We start from the raw sequence: 20,413 nt of genomic DNA, 5'->3' as shown, positions 1-20,413 counted from the left end.
CCGGGCAATGGTGCCCGCAGGGCTTTTCGCGTCGCGGCCCGAGCGCGGCGTCAGCTCGGCCCAGAGCGTGCCGAGCGCCTGCCAGCCCTCGGTGAACCCGCCCGCGCCGTCGCTCTGGCGCGTCGGCGTCTCGAGACCGAGCGCCTGGGTCAGCCGCGGCGCGCTCATGACGCGAACCCCATGCGGACCTGCCGGTAGCGCTGGAGAAGCGCCGTCACGCCGAAGGGCATGCATCCCTGCCCGAGCGCGGTCTCGTCGCGATATTCGTAGTAATGCGCCGCCAGAAGCAGCACCGCCTGTGCCAGATCGGCGGGCAGATCGCCGAAGCTCTCGGCATAGCCCGCGACCAGCCGCAGCTCGGCCCGTCCGCCCTCGCCCAGCGCGGGCAGACCGCTGCGCGCGACGAGACGCGGGCGGTGGGCGTCGAGCTCGAGCCGCAGCGCGGTCAGCGCCAGCTCGGTCGCGGCGCCGAACCGGTCGATCCGCGTGACGGAGATCACCTCGGAGACCGGCGCGAGCGGCAGCGCTTGCGCGCAGGGATCGCTCCAGGCCGGAAGGGTCAGCAGGAACCGGCGCGCGATCAGCGCCTTGCCGGTGCGCGCCTCGATCGCGGCGAGGCTGGCGCGCAGGAACGAGGCCAGCACCGCGTCCTGCACGTCGTCCTCGTCAAAGCCGGTGCCCAGCCGCAAATGCCGCTTGAGCGCGTCGACCGGCAGCGCCCCTTCGGGCACGAATGTCTCCTCGGTCAGGATCATCATCTGTCTCCGCAAACGGGTCGTCGGATCGGGCGCGCAGCACTCTCGTTGCTCGGACGGAGAGGAGCAGCAGAGCAACGCGAGCTTCACTGCCTGCGCGCCCGGGCAAGGGGGATCGGGGTGCGCAGGGCGCCCCTCTCCCCCGTCTCAGTCCGGCGGTCAGGCCGTCGCGGTGCGCAAGAGCTTGATCGCCGCGAAATCCGACACGTCGCCGCCGACGCGCTTGGTCGCGTAGAAGAGCACATGCGGCTTCGACGAGAACGGATCGCGCAGCACGCGCAGATCCGGGCGCTCGGCGATGGTGTAGCCCGCGCCGAAATCGCCGAAGGCGATGGGCGTGGCGCCGTCACCGATCTCGGGCATGTCCTCGGCGATCAGCACCGGGTAGCCCAGAAGCCGCGCGGGCTCGCCCGCGGCGAGGCCATCGGACCAGAGATGCCGGCCATCGGCATCCTTGAGCTTGCGCAGCGCCCCGGCGGTCTTCGAGTTCATCACGAAGCTCGCCTTGGCGCGGTACTGCGCGCCCAGCGCATAGACGAGGTCGATCAGCGCATCGCCGTCGCCCACGCTCCCGGCCACGCCGGTCGGCACGTAACCGAGATTGCCCCATTCCCAGATCTCGTCATCGACCTGCGGATGGGTCAGGAAGCCCACCGGCTTGTCATTGCCGTCGCCGCTGACGAAGGCCGCGGCCTCGGCGCGCGAGAAGGTGTCGGCGATGCGGCCCGCGAGCCAGCCCTCGACATCGAAGGCCGAGTCGTCGAGCAGCCGCTGGCTCGCCTTCGGCAGCGCGTTCAGCTCGTGGAGCGGGATCGAGATGCGGTCGATGGTCGGCGTGCCGGTCTCGGTTGCCGCGCCGCTCTCGCTGGCCCAGCCCGAGCCGATGTCGTTGCGGTCGATCAGCACGTCGAAGCTTGCCGCCTCGACCTGCACGACCTGGGCGATGGCCCGGAGCGACGCGGTCGAGGCCAGCGTCGCGCGCACCGTCTCGGAGGTGGCCGGATCGACGAGATAGCCGCCATCGGAATTGACCGCGGTGCTCAGCGCCTTGCCTTCGAGCTCGAGACCGCGCAGGCCGTCATCGTCGCCGTGGCGCAGATAGGCGTCGAAGGCCGCGCGATGGGGCGCGTCGCGATCGACCGCGGTGGACAGGGCGGGCCGCTGGAGGGCCGGTTGGGATTTGCGATCAAGCATGGTCACGCGCTCTTCCTGTTGCTGAAGTTTTTCGTAGAGATCGGCCCGGAGGGCCCGGATATCCTCGACGAGACCCGCGATCGCGGTGCCCACCTGGACGACCGGGGACAGATCCTCCCCGGCCCGAGAATGCGTCTCGGTCTGCTGCATGTGTCGATGTCCTTCGCTTCGTCCCGGCGCGCGTCAGCCGCCCGCCATCTCGCGGCGCAGCGCGCCGAGCGCCTGCGCCATGCCGCGCCAGGCGGCGGTCTCGGGGTCGTCCCCCTTGGCCGCGACCCGGGCACTGGAGAGCATCGGGAAGGTCACGAGAGAGACCTCCCAGAGCTCCAGTTCGGTCAGGAGCCGCCCGCCGCCCTCGGTCTTCCGGGCGCGCCGCGTGCGGTAGCCGATCGACAGCCCGTCGATGGCGCCCGCGCGCAGGAGCTCCAGCGCCTCGCATGCGCGGGCGACGCCCGGCAGAAGACGCCCGCGGACGAAGAGACCCCGCGCATCCTCGCGGATCTCGTCCCAGACGCCGATGGGCTGGGCGGGGTCGTGCTGCCAGAGGAGCTTGACCGAGCGGCCGCCGCCCGTGAGCCGGGCGAGCGATGCGGCATAGGCGCCCGGCGCCACCGCGTCGCCGCCCTGGTCGGTCTCGCCGAAGAGCGAGGCATAGCCTTCGATCCCGGCCTCGTCGGTGACGGTCACGCCCGCGCCGTCCAGTCGGCAGAACTTGTGCTCCAGATCCATCGTCTCTCCTATCTCCGTCGCCGGGCGCCGCTTTCCGAACCGGAAAGCGCGCGAAAAACGCTTCGTTTTTCGGCCCCTCAGGGACCGACCGCGAGAAACCCCTGCACCGCCTGCGCCAGGATCACCGCGACCACGCCGTAAACCGTCAGCCACAGCCGCCGCTCCATCCGCTCGATCAGCGCCTCGATCCGGTCGAGCCTCTGGCCCAGCTGGTCGAACTGCAGCTCCGAGAGCCGCTCATGGGCGCTGAGCCGCAAGCCCGGCGCGCAATCGAAGGCCTCGCGCGTGCGCATCTCACTCTCCATCCGCCAGCGCGGGCAGCCCCAGGAGCGCACGCTTCTCGGCCTGGCTCAGGAACTCCGCCCCCGCCACCCGCGCCCATTGCGCGTCGCGTTCGGCTGCGAGCGCCGGCACCTGGTCGAGATCGGGCTTCAGGACCAGCGCCTCGCCCGTTCCCGCCGAGAGCCAGGCCGCGAGCCGCGCGGCCACGCGCGTGGCCAGCGGCAGGACCGTCAGCCGGTAGAACGCCCGATGCGCCTCCTGGTAATTGGCGAAGGTCGCCTCGCCGGGGATGCCCAGAAGCATCGGCGGCACCCCGAAGGCCACCGCGATCTCGCGCGCCGCCGCCTCTTTCGTCTTCTGGAACTCCATGTCGGCCGGAGAGAACCCCATCGGCCGCCAGTCGAGCCCGCCTTCGAGAAGCATCGGCCGACCGGCATTGCGCGCGCCCTGGTGGTAGCCCTCGATCTCGGCCTGGAGCCGGTCGTATTGCTCGGGCGTCAGCTGCGACTGCCCGTCCGGCCCGCCATAGATGATCGCGCCCGAAGGACGCGCGGCGTTGTCGAGAAGCCCCTTCGACCAGCGCGAGGCGGCGTTGTGCACATCCATCGCCGCCGCCGCGGCCTGCATCGGCGAGAAGCCGTAATGGTCGTCCTGCGGGTGGAAGTTGCGGATATGACAGACGGGCTTCTGCGCACCGCTCACATCGAAGCGATGGGTGGCCCCGCCGACACTGTACTCATAGGCCACCGGCCAGCCATCCGCCCCGGGCACCAGCCGCATCCGGTCCGAGCGCAGAACGTGCAGCTCGCGGACCTCGGCCCCGTCCGAGACCGCCTCGAGATAGCCGTCGCCCGACAGGAGAAGCTGGCCGTAGAGCGCCTCCATCAGCTCGGCGCGGCCCTGCCCCTCGTTCGGGCGCGCCAGGAGCGCCAGCACCGGATGCGCCTCGAAGCGACGCTCGGCATCCTGCAGGACCAGAGGCAGCGCCGCGGCGGCCTCGGCGATCAGCTTGACCGCGCGGAACACCACCGGGTTGCCCGCGAACCCCTGCCGCGTCAGCGAAACGGTGTCGCGCGGCGACCAGGCGATGCGGCCCGCGCTGGCGCGCGCCACGGCCGGACCGGTGGCGCTGGCCTTGGCCTCGGGCGCCACCGCGGTCTCGGTCTCGGTCTGCCGGAAGAGGTGAAACATGCCGCTCTCGCTCCTTGATTGTCCCGAGGGCCCTAACCCGCGCCCCGTCGTTGAAAGCCGTTCTAGAGGGTCTTCGTTAAGATGCGTTCACCCCACCGCGCGCAGGCTCGGACCGCTGCCCCGCCCGCCGCTCGTCAGCGCGTGGAGCGCCCAGACCAGCGCATCCAGCCGGTCGGGCGAGCCCTGCCCCTCGTAGCCGCAGGCGGTCATCAGGCACATCTGCGCCTCGAGCTCGTCTAGGCCCGCGACATGCGCCACCTGCCCGCGCTCGTAGAGCAGCGCCACCGGCTCGGCCCGGGCGCCTTTCGACTGGCTCGCCCGGACGCCCGAAACCGGGGCGTAAGGGTCGATGGAGCGCAGCATGCCCGCGACCATGTCGCCGCCCTGGTTCGTCTCCACCACGATCCGCGACGCGCCCCAGTTCTCGCGCACCCGCAGGACCGCCTCGCACCACTGGTTGGGACTCGCCTGCTTGAGGCTGGCATCCTGCAAGACCGCAAGCCGCTCGCTCCCGGCGATCCGGCCCGCGACCACGATCCCGCAGAGATCGCTCTTGGCGCCGCTCGTCGCGGGCGGATCGACCGCCACCACGATGCGCGAACACTCCGGCACCTCCTCGATGCGCGCCGCGTCGAGCATCGCATGGGTCCAGAGCGCGCCGTCGATATCCTCGATGAAAAGCCCGTCGAGCTCCTGCCGCCCAAGCGTCGTGCCGCCGTAGCGCTCGGTCACCTCGGTCATGTAAGAGGCGGCGAGATTGGCGGCGTTGACCGAGGTCGCGCCGTGGGTCAGCACGGTCGAGCCCTGCTCGATCAGCCGCTTCATCAGGCCGGTCGTGCGCGGCGTCGTTGTCACGCAGACCCGGGGCGCGGCCCCGAGCCGCAGCGCGAATTGCAGCATGTCCCAGGTCTCCTGTGCCTTTTTCCATTTCGCCAGCTCATCGGCCCAGGCGCAGTCGAACTGCGGCCCGCGCAGCGCCTCGGGCTCCTGCGCTGTAAAGGCCATCGCTTCGGCGCCGTTCGGCCAGACCAGGCAGCGCCGCGTCGCCTGCCAGACCGGACGGCGGTCGGGCGGCGAACAGGCAAGGATGCCGCTCTCGCCGAACACCATCACCTCGCGCACCTGGTCGAAGGTCTCGCCCACCAGCGCCACGCGGCGGCACGTGCCGGGGTCGCGCGGACGCGATCCCTCGACCTGCGCGCGCACCCATTCCGAGCCCGCGCGTGTCTTGCCCGCGCCGCGCCCACCGAGGATCACCCAAGTGCGCCATTCGCCCTCGGGCGGCCATTGATGCGGCATCGCCCAGAACGAGAACATGTAGGGGAGCGCCATCAGCGCTCCCCGGTCCATCTCATCCAGCGCTTTCTCCAGCTCCGCAGCATCCGCGCAGGCGATCGAGGCGGCAACGGATCTCTTCTCCGGCCGCCTCCAGGTCGAGGGCGTATCCATCGCTAATTCCCGCCTTCCGTTTCTCGATCTCCAGAAGCTGCTTCTGCGCCTCGCCCGCCAGCTTCAGCCAGTGGCGCGCATCGCTCAGAAGCTTGTCGGTGCCGCGCGCCTGCTCGATCCCCTCGAGCCGGTAGAGACCGGTCGCCACCGCCTCGCGCAATTGCGTGCGCAGGCTGCCGAGCACGGTCACAAGGTCGCGGCATAACTCGGTCAACTCGCCCAGTTCGGGCGTCACCTGGTCGTCTTCAGTCTCTTCGGTCATCGGTCCTTGGTCCTTCTCTGAGGAGGCTCGCCGATGCCCCTGCGTGCGGTCCTTCCCGATCCGACCGCCCGTCCCGTCTTCTCGACGCCTGCCCCTTCTACAGGCGCAACACGCAAAAATCGTTTCTCGACCGAACGCTGGCACCCGCTCTTAAGGTGACCGCACAGCACCCCCTAGCGCCGCGCCGCGGCGCGCGCTAAGCCTGTGGGATGGCCCGTTTCCTGCTGCTCCAGCTCCGCCCCGAGACCGATGCCTCCGACGCCGAACACGCGTCGATCCTGGCCGCGACCGGTCTCGACGAGGCGCGCGTCCACCGCATTCGCCTCGACCGCGAAAACCTGCCCGACGGGCTCGACCCGGCCGATTACGCGGGCACCATCGTCGGCGGCGGCCCGGGCTGCGTCAGCGATCCGCCCGAGACAAAGTCACCGCTCTCGGCGCGCATCGAAGCGGCCTGCCTGTCGCTCATGCCCGCGATCACCGAGGGCGATCTGCCCTTCATGGGCTGCTGCTACGGCATCGGCATCCTCGCCCATCACCTGGGCGCCGAGGTCTCGAAGGAGCGCTACGGCGAAGCGGTCAGCGCCGTGCCCTGCGCGCTCACCGACGCGGGCCGCGTCGATCCGCTTCTCGAAGGCCTCGCCGACGGCTTCGCCGCCTTCACCGGCCACAAGGAGGCCGTCCAGCACCTGCCCGAGGGGGCGGTTCACCTCGTCCGCTCAGACCCCTGCCCGTTCCAGATGATCCGCTACGGCCAGAACGTCTACGCCACCCAGTTCCACCCCGAGGCGGCCCCGCAGGACTTCGCCCAGCGCGTCCAGATCTACAAAAGCTACGGCTATTTCGCGCCGGAAGAGGCCGATGCGCTGGCCGATGTCTGCCTCAACGCGCCCGTCACCGAGCCGCGCAAGATCCTCGAGGCCTTCGCCCGTCGCTACGGCTGAAGTGGCCAGATCAGCGGGATCAGGAGCGCCGAGAGCACGCCGACCGACAGGTTGAGCGGGATGCCCACCTTGCAGAAATCGAGGAAACTGTAGCCGCCCGGACCATAGACCAGCGTGTTGGTCTGGTAGCCGATGGGCGTCGCGAAGCTGCAGGACGCCGCCACCATGACCGCGACCACGAGCGGCCTCGGGTCGATCCCCAGGGCCTGCGCGAGGCTGATGGCGATGGGCGTGATCACCACCGCGACCGCGTTGTTCGACACCATCTCAGTCAGGATCGAGGTCATCAGGAAGATCGCCCAGACGATGAACACCCCGTGAAGCTGCGACACGATCGGCGCCAGCGCGTTCACGATCAGCTCGACCGCGCCCGAGCTTTCCAGCGCCGCGCCGATGGCGAGCATCGCGAAGATCAGCGCCAGAAGCTGGCCTTCGATGAAGGAGAACGCCTCGTCGCTGTCGACGCAGCGCGTCAAGAGGACCACCGCGACGGCGATGACCGAGAGCGCGAGGATGGGCGCGACGCCCAGGGCCGACAGGATCACGATGCCCGCGAGCGCGCTGAGCGCGATCGGCGCATGGCCGCGGCGATAGGCGCGTGCGGTCGGCTGCGAGACATCGACGAGGTCCATCTCGTCGGCCAGCCGCTTGATATCGGCAGGCGCGCCTTCGAGAAGCAGCGTATCGCCCACGCGCACGACGAGATCGTCGAGCTGGCGGCCGATATTCTGGTTCCGGCGATGCACCGCCAGCGGATAGACGCCGAACCGGCGGCGGAGCCGCAGCGCGCCGAGCGACCGGCCCACCATCTTGCAGCCCGGCGTGATCAGCACCTCGACGGTCGTGGTCTCGACCGAGGAGACCTGATCGACGCGCCGCAGCGACTTGTTCCTCTGCAGTCCCAGAAGCTCGGTCATCTGCGTCCGGAGCACCACGCGGTCGCCCACCTGCAGCTCGACGGCCTCGAGATTGCGCCGGAGCGACAGGTCGCCGCGGACCACGTCGACGAGCCGCACGCCCTCGCGCTTGAAGAGCTGCACCCCCAGCACCTCGCGCCCGATAAGGTCCGAGTCGGGCGGGATCACCGCCTCGGTGAAGAACTTCATCCGGCTCCGGTCCGACAGCATCCCGGCCATGCTGGTCCGCTCGGGCAGCAACCAGCGCCCCACGAGCCGCAGGTAGAGCATGCCCCAGATCACCAGCACGATGGCCAGAGGCGTGACCTCGAAGATGGTGAAGGGCTCGAGCCCGCGCGAGCGGGCGACCCCGTCGACCAGCAGGTTCGTCGAGGTGCCGATCAGCGTCAGCGTGCCGCCGAGGATCGCGGCATAGCTGAGCGGGATCAACAGCTTGGAGGGCGACACGCCGATCACCTTGGAGAGCTGCACGAAGATCGGCAGCATCACCACCACGACCGGAGTGTTGTTCATGAAGGCCGAGGCGACCACCACCAGCGCCATGATGCCCGCCATCGCGACGCGCGGGCGCTTCTGCGCCTCGGCCTGCGCATAGGTGGTCACCGAGGCCAAGGCCCCGGTCCTCACCAGCGCCCCCATCACCAGGAACATCGCCGCGATGGTCCAGGGCGCGGGGTTGGCCAGCACGTCGAGCGCGGCGTCATAGGGCAGAAGGCCGAGGCCCAAGAGCACCGCGACACCGCCGATGGCCACAACCTCGGTCGGGTAGAGCTCGCTGATGAAAAGCGCGAACATCACGCCGATCACGCCGAGCGTGACATAGGCCTGCGCGTCTGCGCCGATTTGCAAAACGTCCATGTCGCTCCGTGATTCCGCTGGCAATCAGGGCATAGTGTCGGCTGCGCCCAAGGCTGACAAGCGCGACAGGTGGCGGGGCGTCGGCCCCGTTCGGATCAGGGCCCGGCCTGCGCCAGCCGTCCGCCCTGGCGCACCATCTCGATCCGTGTGGCGCGCCCGGTGCGGTCGTCGGTCTCGACATAGACGCCGCAGAGCGTCGCCTCGTCGAGCGCGGGCTGGAACCGGGCCTTGGGCATCCCGGTGATGAAGCGGCGCATCGGCTCGACCTTGTCCATGCCGATGACCGAATCGTAATCGCCGCACATCCCCGCATCGCTGAGAAAAGCGGTGCCGCCCTTGAGGATCTGCGCATCCGCCGTCGGAACATGGGTATGCGTGCCGACGACGAGGCTGGCGCGGCCGTCGCAGAAATGGCCCATCGCCATCTTCTCCGAGGTCGCCTCGCAATGCATGTCGACCACGATGGCCTGCGCCTGCCCGCCCAGCGGGTGCGCCTTGAGCACCGTCTCCATCGCCGAGAACGGATCGTCGAAGGGCCGCTTCATGAAGACCTGCCCCAGCACCTGCGCCACCAGCACCTTGCGCCCTCGCCCGTCCTGGAAGAGCCGGTGACCGCGCCCGGGCGCTCCCTTGGCGTAGTTCAGCGGCCGCAGGATGCGGCTGTCGCTGTCGATATGGCCAAGCATCTCCTTCTGGTCGAAGGCATGGTCGCCCAATGTCACGCAATCGGCCCCGGCCTCGAAGAGAAGCTTGGCGTGGTCCGGCGTCAGCCCCGCCCCGTTCGACGCGTTCTCGCCGTTGACGATGACGAAATCGAGCTTCCACTCCTGCTTGAGGCGCGGAAGCGTGTCGCGGATCGCGCTGCGGCCGGCCCGCCCCATCACATCGCCGAGAAAGAGGATCTTCATACCCGCTGCGTAGCGGGAACGCAGGCGAATGCAAAGCGGCAATCACCCGCCGCGCGGAGAGAGGGATCGCGGCAACGCCTTCCAGAAAAGTTTTCAAACCGCCCTATTTTTGTGCGCGATGCGTGCAAACATGTGCATATGACGGGCGTTCTGAAAACATCCCTCGCTGTGCTGGCCCTCTTGGCCGGTCCCTGTGCAGCAGTGGCCGACGGGCCCGACACCCGGGCCGACCGGCAGGCCTATATCTTCGCCGATTGCGCCGGACGGCTGCGCGCGCATCTCGAACATGGCTGGCTCGACGGCACCCATGACGCCGGGACCGAAGCGCAGGGCCTTGCCTTCGACGACGTGCTCGACGCCCTGCCCCATGCCGTTCCCGGGCCCCTCCTTCTGGACCATCGCCTGCGCGCCAAGGCCCACCAGGCGCATCTTTTGCAGCTTGCCGCCTTCCACCTCGACCCCGAGCGGCGCAGGCTCGCGCGGGTCCATGCCGACCGGCTGCGCGCGGGCTGCACGGGCCTTCTCTTGTCCTGAGCCCGCCCGCACGGTGCTGAAAGCCCGGGCGTCGTGGAACTCGGTGCCTGCGGCGACGGTTTGACCTCTTGCCAATCCCCGGGCCAGAGAGGACAACCGGAGCCATGTCACAGCGTTCCGACAACCCCGCCGACCCGTTCAAGAAGGCGCTTGCCGAAGCGACCAAGACCATGGCGCATGACCGCGATCTGCAGGTCAGCTACTCGGTCGATCCCTCGGGCCTCTCCGGCGAGAGCATGCGCCTGCCGCAGGTGTCGCGGCGGATGACCCGCGACGAGGTCATGCTGGCGCGCGGCACCGCCGACGCGCTGGCGATGAACCGCCGCTACCACAACGGCCAGACCCACGCCCGCTACCAGCCCTCGGGCGAGATGGCGCGCGAGATCTACGAGGCGATGGAGACCGCGCGCTGCGAGGCCGTCGGCGCCCGCGACATGCCCGGCACCGCGGGCAATATCGACGCCAAGATCGCCCATGACGCCGCCCGCAAGGGCTATGGCGAGGTGCGCGAGGCCTCCGACGTGCCGCTCGCCACCGCCGCCGGGTATCTCGTGCGTCACCTGGCCACCGGGCGCGAGCTTCCGGCCGATGCGAAGAACGTGATGGAGCTCTGGCGGCCCCATATCGAGAAAGAGGCGGGAACGACGCTCGAGGATATCGCCGGGAAGATCGGCGACCAGGCCGAGTTCGCCCGCTTCACCCGCCAGGTGATCACCGATCTCGGCTATGGCGACCAGCTGGGTGACGACCCCGACGCGCTCGATGACGAGGCGGAGGACCAGGCCGAGGACGGCGCCGACGAGCAGGAAGAGCCCGATTCCACCGGCGACGAGGACGAGGGCGAAGAGGCCGACGCCTCGCCCGACCAGAGCCAGGAGCAGACCCAGGACCCGAGCCAGGCGCAGGTTTCGATGGACGACGCCGCCGAGCAGGAGCTGGGCGACGAGGTCGAGATGCCCGAGGGCGAAGCCTCTCAGGAGCCGCCCGCCCCGCCCCCGGTCTCGGATGCCGATCCGAACTACAAGGTCTTCGACACCACCCATGACGAGGAGATCCGCGCCGAGGAGCTGGCCGATCCGGCCGAGCTCGAACGGCTGCGCGCCTATCTCGACCAGCAGCTCGAACCCCTGAAGGGTGCCGTGTCGCGTCTCGCCAACAAGCTGCAGCGGCGGCTCCAGGCCAAGCAGAACCGCAGCTGGGAGTTCGACCGCGAGGAAGGCATCCTCGATGCCGGACGGCTGGCCCGGGTCGTCGCGAACCCCACGACGCCGCTGAGCTTCAAGGTCGAGAAGGACATGGAGTTCCGAGACACCGTGGTGACGCTCCTTCTCGACAATTCCGGCTCGATGCGCGGCCGACCGATCTCGATCGCGGCGATCTGCGCCGATGTCCTCGCCCGCACGCTCGAGCGCTGCGACGTCAAGGTCGAGATCCTGGGCTTCACCACCCGCGCCTGGAAAGGCGGGATGGCGCGCGAGAAATGGCTGAACGAGGGCCGCGAGCAGCAGCCCGGCCGCCTGAACGATCTTCGCCACATCATCTACAAGGGCGCCGACGCGCCCTGGCGCCGGGCCCGCGCCAATCTCGGCCTGATGATGAAAGAGGGGCTCCTGAAGGAAAACATCGACGGCGAGGCGCTCGAATGGGCGCATCGGCGGCTCGCAGGTCGTCCCGAGCAGCGCAAGATCCTGATGGTGATCTCGGACGGCGCGCCGGTCGACGACTCGACGCTGTCGGTCAACCCGGCGAACTTCCTCGAAAAGCACCTCCGCGACGTGATCGCGATGGTCGAGCGCAAGCGGCAGGTCGAGCTTCTGGCGATCGGCATCGGTCATGACGTCACCCGCTATTACGACCGCGCGGTGACCATCACCGATGTCGAGCAGTTGGCCGGTGCGATGACCGAGCAGCTCGCCTCGCTCTTCGACAGCGATCCCCGCGCCCGTGCCCGGATGATGGGCATCAAGCGGGCCTCGTGATCCGGCGGTGCGGGCCTTTGGCCCGCGCATGTCCTGCCGCTGCGGCCCCAAGGGGCCTTGCGGCGGCGGCAGGGGGCCAGCCCCCTCTTGGACCAAAGGTCCAATTCACCCCCGGGATATTTCCGGACAGATGAAACCCAAGGGCCGCCCCGCATGCGGCAAGCGAGGTGAGATGTTCCAGAGCTTCGAGGACAGCGCGCGCCCCGAACAGGGACCGCCCCGGCTGGAGAGTCTGCGCGCGGAGCTGGCCCGCGAGGGGCTCTCGGGCTGGCTGGTGCCCCGGGCGGACCGGTTCCAGGGCGAATATGTCGCGCCCACCGACGAGCGTTTGGCCTGGCTCACGGGCTTCACCGGCTCCGCCGGGTGGTGCGTGGCGCTTGCGGAGCGCGCCGGGCTCTTCGTCGACGGGCGCTACCGGGTGCAGGCCCGGGCGCAGGCGGCCGAGGCGTTCGAGATCGTCCATTGGCCGGAGACCGGGCTGGCCGAGTGGATCACCGGGGCGCTTGGGGGCGCGGGCCGGATCGGCTTCGACCCCTGGCTCGTGACCGTCGAGCAGAAGCGCAAGCTTTCCGAGGCGCTCGGGCAGATTGCCCTGGTGCCCTGCGAGAACCTGATCGACCGGGTCTGGACCGACCGCCCCGCGCCGCCCATGGGCCGCATCCGCGCCCATCCCGAGAGCCTGGCCGGGCGCGCGCACGCCGACAAGATCGCCGACCTGGCGCAGGGGCTGGGCGGTGCGCGCCACGCGGTCATCACCCTGCCCGACAGCGTCGCCTGGCTTCTGAACATCCGCGGCAGCGACATTCCCCGCAACCCGGTCCCCCACGCGATGGCGATCCTGCATGGGGATGCGCGGGTGACCCTCTTCGTCGAGGCCGGGAAGCTCGAAGAGCTTGGCGATCACCTCGGGGCCCAGGTCACGGTCGCCCCGCCCCAGAGCCTCGGCGACGCGCTTGCCGGGCTCGACGGTCCGGTGCGGATCGACCCGGCCAGTTGCCCCGTGGCGCTCGCGCAGATCCTCGCCGATGCCGGGCTGAAGATCATCGAGGGCGAGGATCCCTGCCTTCTGCCGAAGGCGCGCAAGACCGAGGCCGAGCTTGCGGGCATGCGCGCCGCCCAGCTCCGCGACGGCGCCGCGATGGTGCGGTTTCTCGCCTGGCTCGATGCCGAGGCGCCGGGCGATCTGACCGAGATCGCCGTGGTCCGCAAGCTCGAGGCCGAGCGCCGGGCGGGCAACGAACTGCTCGACATCAGCTTCGACACCATCGCCGGGGCAGGCGCGCATGGCGCCATCGTGCATTACCGGGTGACCGAGAGAACCGACGCGGCCCTCGAGGCCGGGCAGCTTCTCCTGGTCGATTCCGGTGGGCAATATGCCGACGGAACCACCGACATCACCCGCACCGTGCCCATCGGCCAGGTTGGCGAGGAGGAGCGGCAGAATTTCACCCGGGTCCTCCGCGGCATGATCGCGATCTCGCGGCTGCGCTGGCCCAAGGGCCTCGCGGGCCGCGATCTCGACGCCTTCGCCCGCGCGCCGCTCTGGGAGGCGGGGCTCGATTACGGGCATGGCACTGGCCACGGGGTCGGCGTCTATCTCTCGGTCCATGAAGGGCCGCAGCGACTGGCCCGCACAGGCACGGTCCCGTTCGAGCCGGGCATGATCCTGTCGAACGAGCCGGGCTTCTATCGCGAGGGGGCCTATGGTATCCGGATCGAGAACCTCATCGCCGTGGCCCGGGCCCCGGACCTGCCGGGTGGCACCGTCGAGGAGATGTTCGTCTTCGAGACACTGACCTATGTGCCGATCGACCGGCGCCTCGTGGTGCCGGAGATGCTGACCCGGCCCGAGCGCGACTGGCTCGACGCCTACCACGCCACCTGTCGCGCGCGGCTGGAGCCACTGGTCGAAGGCACGGTCCGGGACTGGCTGATCGCGGCCACCGAGCCGCTCTGACATGACCCTGTCGCGAAGCAACGACAGACAGGGCAAGATAAAACAAGACAAGGGAGAGACGAGATGAGCGACGATATCACCATCCGCCCGGCCGAGGGCACCTGGGTCGTGCGCGCCGGTGGCGCGGTTCTGGGCGAAAGCGCCGATGCGCTTGAGCTGAGCGAAGGCAACCTGGCGCCGGTGATCTATTTCCCGCGCAAGGATATCGCCATGGCGCTCCTGGATCGGACAGACACGACGACGGAGTGCCCGAAGAAGGGAACGGCGAACTACTATTCGATCATGTCGAAGAGCCGGACCTACGAGGACGCGGTCTGGACCTACGAGGACCCCAAGGAAAGTGTCGCGCGGATCAAGGACTACCTCGCCTTCTACACCCAGGACGAGGTGATGGTCGAACAGCTCTGAAACGGGCCGATTGGATCAGCTGTGCTCCTCGGCCGCAGTTGCGGCGAGGGCGCGGTTATAGGCCTTGAGCGCGTCGAGATGGAAGAGCGCGCCCTGCAGGATGGGGCGCTCTTCGGGAGTGTCCGAGGGCACGGCGACCGGCAGGCAGGCCGCGCCGGAGCGGTCGAAGAGCGGCAGCGCGGTCTCGAGCGTCGCGGAGGGCGCGACATAGAGCCCCTGCCCGATCATCTCGAGGCAGGCGTCTTCCTCGGCGGCGCTGAGATCGGTCGGCTTCCGCATCACACCCGCGACCCGGAACATCGCCAGGAGATAGGCCTGCGGCCCCGCCGCGAGGTGGACATTGCGCCGCTCGAGCTGGGTCAGGAAGAAGCTTCGGTCGATCAGCCGTGAGGCGACGGCGGTCGAGAGCGAGACCGAGACCATCACCGCGAGCCCGGTCTGCCAGTCCCCGGTCAGCTCGAACACGATCAGCGTCGTCGAGATCGGCGCGCCGAGAACCGCCGCGGCCACCGCCCCCATGCCCGCAAGCGCATAGAGCGTCGCGGTGCCGGACTGGTCGGGAAAGAGCCCCGTCGCGAGGATGCCGAAGGCGAGGCCCGTCAGCGCCCCGATCATCAGCGAGGGCGAGAAGACCCCGCCGCCCATCCGTCCCGCCATGGTCACCGCGAGCGCCGCGACCTTGAGCACGGTGAAGATCACCGCCTCGTGGAAGAGAAGCTGGCCGGTCAGCGCGCGCGAGGTCGTCTCGTAGCCGACGCCGATGATATGCGGATAGAAGATCGCCGCGAGCCCGAGCAGGAGCCCGGCAACCGCGGGGCGCAGGAGATGCGGCAGGCCGAGGCGCCGTTGCAACCGCGTGCCGAGATCGTCGGAGACGAAGATCGCGCGCATGGTGATCACCGCGACGATGCCCGAGACGAGGCCGAGGATCAGGAAGGCCGGAAGCTCGAGATAGAACTCGATCACCGTGGTGCCCGGCAGGCGGAACTCGGTCACATCGCCGAAGGCCAGACGGTTGATCACCGTGCCCGCCGCCGAGGCCACGACGATGGGCGCGAAGGCGTGGAGCGCGAAATGCCGCAAGACGACCTCGAGCGCAAAGAGCGCGCCCGCGATGGGCGCGTTGAAGCTCGCCGAGACCGCGGCGGCCACCGCGCAGCCCAGAAGGTCGCGCCCGGTGATGCCGTCGACCTTCAGAAGGTTCGACACCCAGCTCGAGATCATCGCGGCGATATGGACGACCGGGCCTTCGCGGCCCGTCGACCCCCCGGTCGAGAGCGTGATCCAGGAACAGAGCGCCGAGGCGATGCCGGCCTTCTTCTCGACTCGCCCGTCATTGAGCGCCGCCCCCTCGATCACGTCGGCGACGCTGCGCAGGCGGCCCTCGGGCGTGAAGAGATGCAGGATTGCACCGACGACCAACCCTCCTGTCACGGGGATCGCGACGACCCAGTACCAGGGCAACGTCTCGGCGAAGCTCGCGAGGAGGTTCGGGTCGTCGGTGCCATAGACCGCGGTTTGCAGCCGCTCGATGGCGATCCGGAAAAGCAGCGCCGCGAACCCCGCCGCAACCCCGATCGCGAGCGCGATGAACCAGAACTGGATCTGTCCCGGCCCTTGATGGCGCAACAGATCCCAGCCGCGCGAAATCCGCGCGCCGATCCTCTGCCGCCGGGAGCTTGTGGGTCCGTCCATCTCCGCCGTCCGCTTTTGTCCCTTGCTAGGGACTTTGGCGCGTTGGGTGAAGGGGGCGCGCCGGGATTAGGCCGCGCCTGTGGCGCGGCCCGATGCGAGGGGCCTGCCCCTCGCGCTCCCCGGGATATTTTGCAGACAGATGAAGAGCATGGCGCGGCGCGCAAGTGAGGGGTCCAGCGCGTGGGATGGCCTGCGGGACCCGCCTGTGGCGGACCGAAGGCGCGGGGCTCAGCCCGCCAGCAAGGCCCGGGCGGCGGCGCGCGCCTCAGTCGTGACCGTGTCGCCCGCAAGCATCCGGGCGATCTCGTCCTCGCGGGCGGTGGGGTCGAGCGGCGTCACGGTCGAGAGCGTCGCGCCATCCGCCACGCGTTTCTCCACCCGCCAGTGATGCGCCCCGAGCGCGGCGACCTGCGGGCTGTGGGTGACGACGAGCACCTGCCCCTGCTCCGCCAGTCGCGCAAGGCGGCGGCCGACCGCATCGGCGGTCGCGCCGCCAACCCCGCGGTCGATCTCGTCGAAGATCATCGTGACGCCCGCATCGCGCTCCGAGAGCGCCACTTTGAGCGCCAGGAGGAATCGGCTGAGCTCGCCGCCCGAGGCGATCCGGTTGAGCGGCCCCGAGGGCGCGCCGGGGTTGGTGGCGGTGGTGAACTGCACCGCATCGCGGCCCTCCGGGCCGTCCGGGGCGGCGCCGATCTCGGTCGCGAAAACCGCGCGCTCCATCTTCAACGGTGCAAGCTCGCCCGTGACCGCCGCATCGAGCGCCGAGGCCGCGTTGCGGCGGCGCGCCGAGAGTGCCTCGGCCGCCTGGTCGTAGCGGCGCGCCGCCTCCTTGCGCGCGGCGGTAAGCGCGGCCAGATCCGCCGCGCCCTGGTCGAGCGCGTCGAGCCGCGCCTTCAGCGTCTCGGCGAGCGATGGCAGCTCTTCGGGCAGCACCTGGTGCTTCCGGGCCAGCGCGCGGAGGGCGAAGAGCCGCTCTTCGGTGGTCTCGAGCGCGGATGCGTCGAAGCTCAGCCCGTCGAGACAGGTCTCGATCCCGGCCATCGCCTCGCCCAGCTCGGTCATCGCGCGTTCGAGCGCCGCGAGCGGAGCCTCGAGCCCGCCCTCGGCGCTGTCGGCCACGCCGTCGAGCCAGCGGGTGGCGTCGCCCATGGCGGGCTCGGCGCCTTTCTCCAGCGCCTGATGGGCGCGCGCGATGTCGTCGCGGATGCGCTCGGCGGCCTGCATCCGGCGGCGCGCGGCATCGAGCGCCGCTTCTTCTCCGGGCTCCGGCCCAAGCGTGTCGAGCTCGGCGACCGCGTGGCGCAGGAACTCCTCTTCGGCGCGCGCCGCCGCGAGACGCGCCTCGGCCTCGGAGAGCGCCGTCTCGGCGCGGCTGAGCGCGCTCCAGGCAGAGCGGGTCTCGGCAAGCTCCCCCTCCGCCCCGGCGAAGGCGTCGAGCAGCGCCCGGTGGCCGCGCGGGTTCAGAAGACCGCGGTCGTCATGCTGTCCGTGAAGCTCCACCAGCCGGTCCGAGAGCGCGCGCAGGACCTCGCCCGAGCTGCGCCGATCGTTGACCCAAGCGGTCTTGCGCCCGTCGCGGGTGTTGACGCGGCGCAGGATCAGCTCGTCCGAGACCGGCAGTCCTGCCTCTTCGAGAACCCCGCGCGCCGGATGATCCGGCGCCAGGTCGAACACCGCCGTCACCTCGCCCTGCTCGGCGCCCTGGCGGACAAGCTCGGCGCGCCCGCGCCAGCCCAGGACAAAGCCCAGGCTGTCGAGCAGGATCGACTTGCCCGCCCCGGTCTCGCCGGTCAGCACGTTCAGACCGGGCCGGAGCTCCAGCTCCAGCCGGTCGATGATCAGCATGTCGCGTATTTCGAGCGCGCGCAGCATTACCCTGCCCCCGGCGCGGTGGCTGTCAGAGCCACTCGCCCTTGACCATCTGGCGGTAGATCCGGGTCAGCCAACTATCGCCGAAGACCCGCGCCTCGAGCCCGCGGCCGGTGAGCAGCGCATAGGCGTCCTCGTACCATTCGGTCGACTGGTAGTTGTAGCCGAGGATCGCACCGGCGGTCTGCGCCTCGTTCACGAGACCGAGCGACAGATAGGCCTCGACCAGCCGGTAGAGCGCTTCGGGCGTGTGAGTGGTGGTCTGGAAATCCTCGACCACGACGCGGAAGCGGTTGATCGCGGCGGGATAGTGGCGGCGCTTCAGGTAGTAGCGGCCGACCTCCATCTCCTTGCCCGCGAGGTGATCGAAGGCGAGATCGAATTTCAGGATCGAGGAGCGCGCATATTCGCTGTCGGGATAGCGCTCGATCACCGTGCGAAGCGCCTGCAGCGCCTGGAAGGTGAGGCCCTGGTCGCGTCCGACGAGGTCGATCTGGTCGTAATAGGAGAGCGCCAGTAGGTACTGGGCGTAGGCGGCGTCATCGTCGGTCGGATAGAAATCGATGTAGCGCTGCGCCGCGCCGCGGCTGTTCTCGTAATCCTTGTCGAGATGGTAGGCATAGGCCTGCATGATCAGCGCGCGCTTGGCCCAGTCCGAATAGGGATAGAGCCGCTCGACCTCGCCGAAATAGAAGGCCGCCTCGTCCGGGGAATTGCGATTGATCTCGAACTCGCCGCGCTCGTAGATCTGCTCGGCCGTGAAGGCTTCGAGCTGTTGGGGCTGCGGACGATTGCCGAGGGCCCCGCCGCATCCCGAAAGCGCCAGTGCGGCCAAGGTCGCCCCGATCACCGCTTTGCGCGCTTTGCCGCCTGCCATTGCTCGATCACCCTGCGTCTTCCGACCGGGCATCGCCCCGTCACTTGGCTCGGTCCTAGCACAGAAATTTGCGGTGCAAAACGGGTTATGGCCGCATGCTCGCGCAGTCGCGACCGCCACGCCTCAGGCGACGGCGGGCATCTCGTCGAGCTGCGCACCGACACCCGGCAGCCGCGCCCGCTGGGCGCTGTCGCATTCCACGAGGCGATAGGCCCCGTCGGCGCGGAAAAGCTCGTGCAGGAGAAGGTTGGTCATCGAATGACCCGCCTTGTGCCCCGTGAAATGGCCAAGGATCGGTGCCCCCGCCAGCGCAAGGTCGCCAAGCGCGTCGAGCATCTTGTGCCGCACGGCCTCGTCCGCGTGGCGCAACCCGCCGGGCGAGAGGACCGCGTCGCCATCGACGACCACGGCGTTCTCGTAGGTGCCGCCCAAGGCGAGACCGTTCGCGCGCATCTCCTCGACCTCGGAGAGGCGGCAGAAGGTGCGGCTGTCGCAGAGCTCGCGGACGAAGGCGCCGTTGCGCAGGTCGAGACGGCGATCCTGGGTGCCGATGGCCGCATCGTCGAAGGCGATGTGGAAATCCATCACGAGCCCGTCCGACGGCGTCAGCCGCGCCCAGCCCTGGTCGGTATGAACCTCGACGCCAGTCAGAACCTGAATGGCCACAACGGGCGCGTTCAACATCCGCAGGCCACGGGTCAGGAAGCCGCGCACGAAAGGCGCGGCGGAGCCGTCGAGGATCGGAACCTCGGGGCCGTCGATCTCGATCAGGGCGTTGTGGATGCCGCATCCCGCCAGAGCCGCCATGACATGCTCGATGGTCGAGACCTCGACGCCGACGCCGTTGCGGATGCGGGTGCAGAGCGGCGAGCGCTCGACCGCATCCCAGCGCGCGGGCACGAGCGTGTCGCCGACAAGAATGTCGGTGCGGCGGAACCAGATCCCGTGATGCGCGCCAGCCGGACGCACGGTCATCTTGGCCGGACGGCCCGAATGGAGGCCCTGGCCTTGGAACGTGATCGGTGCGCGGAGCGTCGTCTGCATGAAGCGGCCTCGTCTGTCCTGCACAGGGAAGAAACGGTCCATACCGCCTGTCCGGTTCCCGCCGCGACCCTCTGTCACGCGCGCTCCGGCAGTTGCCCCAATGCTGCACAGCCTAGCTAAGGATCCGGGCCCGCGCTCTCAAATCAAAGATTGCAACGCTCTGAAATATCGTGAGCGATCCATCGGCGAGGCTTCGCCGCCCCTGTGGAAAACTCATGTAAGCGCCTGATTACAAAAAGAAACACCCCCTCCGAAGAGGGGGCGTTCCAGCGGTGAAACTCACGAAGTTTAGTTGGCCTGGCGCCGCAGGAAGGCCGGGATCTCGATGCGATCGTCTTCCGGCTCGTCGTCGTGATCGACCACCGGGGCGGTCTGACGCGATTGGACCGGGGGCTGGCGGCGCGCGGCGGCAGCCGGAGCCTCGTAGCCCGAACCGGTCATCCGGTTGATCAGCGAGTTGATCCCGAAGCGCGGCTTGTCCTGCTCGGCGGCGGCGGCGCGGGGTGCGGGACGCGACGCGCCCTGCCCCTCGGGACGGGCCCGGGCGGCAGCGGCCTG

General features: G+C 69.4%; 19 protein-coding genes and 1 pseudogene. 5 read left to right on the top strand and 15 right to left on the bottom strand.

Annotation, left to right across the window (positions count from 1 at the left end; translation table 11 throughout):
- From ACFQ4E_RS19035 to ACFQ4E_RS19000, 8 genes are all read right to left on the bottom strand, one after another.
- Nucleotides 1–168, bottom strand: a 168-nt coding sequence (locus ACFQ4E_RS19035) for a head-tail adaptor protein (protein ID WP_386806118.1), incomplete at its 3' end; no start/stop codon positions are given.
- Nucleotides 165–755: a head-tail connector protein gene (locus ACFQ4E_RS19030; RefSeq protein WP_386806117.1), complete on the bottom strand. Its 591-nt coding sequence runs from the start codon at nucleotides 753–755 to the stop codon at nucleotides 165–167. The genes ACFQ4E_RS19030 and ACFQ4E_RS19035, both read right to left, overlap by 4 nt.
- Nucleotides 756–914: 159 nt before the next feature.
- Nucleotides 915–2,099, bottom strand: coding sequence for a phage major capsid protein (locus ACFQ4E_RS19025; protein WP_386806116.1), 1,185 nt, complete (start codon nucleotides 2,097–2,099; stop codon nucleotides 915–917).
- Nucleotides 2,100–2,132: 33 nt separating this feature from the next.
- Nucleotides 2,133–2,678 carry an HK97 family phage prohead protease gene (locus ACFQ4E_RS19020; protein WP_386806115.1) on the bottom strand — a complete coding sequence of 182 codons (546 nt, stop codon included), beginning with the start codon at nucleotides 2,676–2,678 and terminating at the stop codon, nucleotides 2,133–2,135.
- Nucleotides 2,679–2,755: 77 nt separating this feature from the next.
- Nucleotides 2,756–2,971: a GTA head formation protein, RCAP_rcc01685 family gene (locus ACFQ4E_RS19015; RefSeq protein WP_386806114.1), complete on the bottom strand. Its 216-nt coding sequence runs from the start codon at nucleotides 2,969–2,971 to the stop codon at nucleotides 2,756–2,758.
- A 1-nt stretch (nucleotide 2,972) separates the two neighbouring features.
- On the bottom strand, nucleotides 2,973–4,151 hold the full coding sequence (locus ACFQ4E_RS19010; protein ID WP_386806113.1) for a phage portal protein: 1,179 nt from the start codon (nucleotides 4,149–4,151) through the stop codon (nucleotides 2,973–2,975).
- Nucleotides 4,152–4,238: 87 nt separating this feature from the next.
- Nucleotides 4,239–5,600 carry a DNA-packaging protein gene (locus ACFQ4E_RS19005; protein WP_449280316.1) on the bottom strand — a complete coding sequence of 454 codons (1,362 nt, stop codon included), beginning with the start codon at nucleotides 5,598–5,600 and terminating at the stop codon, nucleotides 4,239–4,241.
- Nucleotides 5,503–5,862: a hypothetical protein gene (locus ACFQ4E_RS19000; protein WP_386806111.1), complete on the bottom strand. Its 360-nt coding sequence runs from the start codon at nucleotides 5,860–5,862 to the stop codon at nucleotides 5,503–5,505. The genes ACFQ4E_RS19005 and ACFQ4E_RS19000 overlap by 98 nt, the downstream gene beginning before the upstream one ends.
- A 209-nt stretch (nucleotides 5,863–6,071) precedes the next feature.
- Here ACFQ4E_RS19000 and ACFQ4E_RS18995 point away from each other — a divergent pair, with 209 nt between their 5' ends.
- Nucleotides 6,072–6,806 (top strand): glutamine amidotransferase, encoded by a 735-nt coding sequence (locus ACFQ4E_RS18995; RefSeq protein WP_386806110.1) that lies wholly within the window; start codon nucleotides 6,072–6,074, stop codon nucleotides 6,804–6,806.
- Here ACFQ4E_RS18995 and ACFQ4E_RS18990 read toward each other — a convergent pair.
- Both ACFQ4E_RS18990 and ACFQ4E_RS18985 read right to left on the bottom strand, forming a co-directional pair.
- Nucleotides 6,797–8,581, bottom strand: a complete 1,785-nt coding sequence (locus ACFQ4E_RS18990) for an SLC13 family permease (RefSeq protein WP_386806109.1) — start codon at nucleotides 8,579–8,581, stop codon at nucleotides 6,797–6,799. The two genes, ACFQ4E_RS18995 and ACFQ4E_RS18990, sit on opposite strands and share 10 nt — an antisense overlap.
- 95 nt (nucleotides 8,582–8,676) lie before the next feature.
- The gene (locus tag ACFQ4E_RS18985) at nucleotides 8,677–9,489 is read right to left on the bottom strand and encodes a TIGR00282 family metallophosphoesterase (protein ID WP_386806108.1); all 813 of its coding nucleotides are present in this window, start codon (nucleotides 9,487–9,489) and stop codon (nucleotides 8,677–8,679) included.
- Nucleotides 9,490–9,627: 138 nt separating this feature from the next.
- Between ACFQ4E_RS18985 and ACFQ4E_RS18980 the strand changes: the two genes are divergently transcribed.
- From ACFQ4E_RS18980 to ACFQ4E_RS18965, 4 genes are all read left to right on the top strand, one after another.
- The gene (locus tag ACFQ4E_RS18980; protein WP_386806107.1) at nucleotides 9,628–10,023 is read left to right on the top strand and encodes a hypothetical protein; all 396 of its coding nucleotides are present in this window, start codon (nucleotides 9,628–9,630) and stop codon (nucleotides 10,021–10,023) included.
- Nucleotides 10,024–10,127: 104 nt separating this feature from the next.
- Nucleotides 10,128–12,002: a cobaltochelatase subunit CobT gene (gene cobT, locus ACFQ4E_RS18975; RefSeq protein WP_386806106.1), complete on the top strand. Its 1,875-nt coding sequence runs from the start codon at nucleotides 10,128–10,130 to the stop codon at nucleotides 12,000–12,002.
- Nucleotides 12,003–12,174: 172 nt separating this feature from the next.
- A complete protein-coding gene (locus ACFQ4E_RS18970; RefSeq protein ID WP_386806105.1) occupies nucleotides 12,175–13,959 on the top strand; it encodes an aminopeptidase P family protein in 1,785 nt (594 codons plus the stop codon).
- Between the two features lie 63 nt (nucleotides 13,960–14,022).
- Nucleotides 14,023–14,367 carry a DUF427 domain-containing protein gene (locus tag ACFQ4E_RS18965; RefSeq protein WP_386806104.1) on the top strand — a complete coding sequence of 115 codons (345 nt, stop codon included), beginning with the start codon at nucleotides 14,023–14,025 and terminating at the stop codon, nucleotides 14,365–14,367.
- Nucleotides 14,368–14,382: 15 nt separating this feature from the next.
- On the opposite strand, the gene ACFQ4E_RS18960 is transcribed toward ACFQ4E_RS18965, so the two are convergent.
- From ACFQ4E_RS18960 to ACFQ4E_RS18940, 5 genes and pseudogenes are all read right to left on the bottom strand, one after another.
- Nucleotides 14,383–16,062, bottom strand: coding sequence for a chloride channel protein (locus ACFQ4E_RS18960; protein WP_386806103.1), 1,680 nt, complete (start codon nucleotides 16,060–16,062; stop codon nucleotides 14,383–14,385).
- A 228-nt stretch (nucleotides 16,063–16,290) separates the two neighbouring features.
- Complete coding sequence (recN, locus tag ACFQ4E_RS18955) at nucleotides 16,291–17,937, bottom strand: DNA repair protein RecN (RefSeq protein ID WP_386806102.1); 1,647 nt, start codon at nucleotides 17,935–17,937, stop codon at nucleotides 16,291–16,293.
- Nucleotides 17,938–17,962: 25 nt separating this feature from the next.
- Nucleotides 17,963–18,811, bottom strand: a complete 849-nt coding sequence (locus ACFQ4E_RS18950) for an outer membrane protein assembly factor BamD (protein ID WP_386806101.1) — start codon at nucleotides 18,809–18,811, stop codon at nucleotides 17,963–17,965.
- A gap of 123 nt (nucleotides 18,812–18,934) precedes the next feature.
- Nucleotides 18,935–19,855, bottom strand: a complete 921-nt coding sequence (gene lpxC / locus ACFQ4E_RS18945; protein ID WP_386806100.1) for a UDP-3-O-acyl-N-acetylglucosamine deacetylase — start codon at nucleotides 19,853–19,855, stop codon at nucleotides 18,935–18,937.
- A 288-nt stretch (nucleotides 19,856–20,143) separates the two neighbouring features.
- Nucleotides 20,144–20,413: pseudogene (locus ACFQ4E_RS18940) on the bottom strand (cell division protein FtsZ); the annotation flags it as partial.

This window comes from Litorisediminicola beolgyonensis (assembly GCF_042679605.1).
Classification (GTDB): Bacteria; Pseudomonadota; Alphaproteobacteria; order Rhodobacterales; family Rhodobacteraceae; genus Litorisediminicola; species Litorisediminicola beolgyonensis.
Note: the sequence above shows the minus strand (reverse complement) of the source record. Positions and strands in the feature narration are given on the sequence as shown.

Coding starts and splice junctions, on each gene's coding strand:
- ACFQ4E_RS19030 (WP_386806117.1), bottom strand. CDS start 755: ATGATCCTGACCGAGGAGACATTCGTGCCCGAAGGGGCGCTGCCGGTC.
- ACFQ4E_RS19025 (WP_386806116.1), bottom strand. CDS start 2,099: ATGCAGCAGACCGAGACGCATTCTCGGGCCGGGGAGGATCTGTCCCCG.
- ACFQ4E_RS19020 (WP_386806115.1), bottom strand. CDS start 2,678: ATGGATCTGGAGCACAAGTTCTGCCGACTGGACGGCGCGGGCGTGACC.
- ACFQ4E_RS19015 (WP_386806114.1), bottom strand. CDS start 2,971: ATGCGCACGCGCGAGGCCTTCGATTGCGCGCCGGGCTTGCGGCTCAGC.
- ACFQ4E_RS19010 (WP_386806113.1), bottom strand. CDS start 4,151: ATGTTTCACCTCTTCCGGCAGACCGAGACCGAGACCGCGGTGGCGCCC.
- ACFQ4E_RS19005 (WP_449280316.1), bottom strand. CDS start 5,600: ATGGATACGCCCTCGACCTGGAGGCGGCCGGAGAAGAGATCCGTTGCC.
- ACFQ4E_RS19000 (WP_386806111.1), bottom strand. CDS start 5,862: ATGACCGAAGAGACTGAAGACGACCAGGTGACGCCCGAACTGGGCGAG.
- ACFQ4E_RS18995 (WP_386806110.1), top strand. CDS start 6,072: ATGGCCCGTTTCCTGCTGCTCCAGCTCCGCCCCGAGACCGATGCCTCC.
- ACFQ4E_RS18990 (WP_386806109.1), bottom strand. CDS start 8,581: ATGGACGTTTTGCAAATCGGCGCAGACGCGCAGGCCTATGTCACGCTC.
- ACFQ4E_RS18985 (WP_386806108.1), bottom strand. CDS start 9,489: ATGAAGATCCTCTTTCTCGGCGATGTGATGGGGCGGGCCGGCCGCAGC.
- ACFQ4E_RS18980 (WP_386806107.1), top strand. CDS start 9,628: ATGACGGGCGTTCTGAAAACATCCCTCGCTGTGCTGGCCCTCTTGGCC.
- cobT (WP_386806106.1), top strand. CDS start 10,128: ATGTCACAGCGTTCCGACAACCCCGCCGACCCGTTCAAGAAGGCGCTT.
- ACFQ4E_RS18970 (WP_386806105.1), top strand. CDS start 12,175: ATGTTCCAGAGCTTCGAGGACAGCGCGCGCCCCGAACAGGGACCGCCC.
- ACFQ4E_RS18965 (WP_386806104.1), top strand. CDS start 14,023: ATGAGCGACGATATCACCATCCGCCCGGCCGAGGGCACCTGGGTCGTG.
- ACFQ4E_RS18960 (WP_386806103.1), bottom strand. CDS start 16,062: ATGGACGGACCCACAAGCTCCCGGCGGCAGAGGATCGGCGCGCGGATT.
- recN (WP_386806102.1), bottom strand. CDS start 17,937: ATGCTGCGCGCGCTCGAAATACGCGACATGCTGATCATCGACCGGCTG.
- ACFQ4E_RS18950 (WP_386806101.1), bottom strand. CDS start 18,811: ATGGCAGGCGGCAAAGCGCGCAAAGCGGTGATCGGGGCGACCTTGGCC.
- lpxC (WP_386806100.1), bottom strand. CDS start 19,855: ATGCAGACGACGCTCCGCGCACCGATCACGTTCCAAGGCCAGGGCCTC.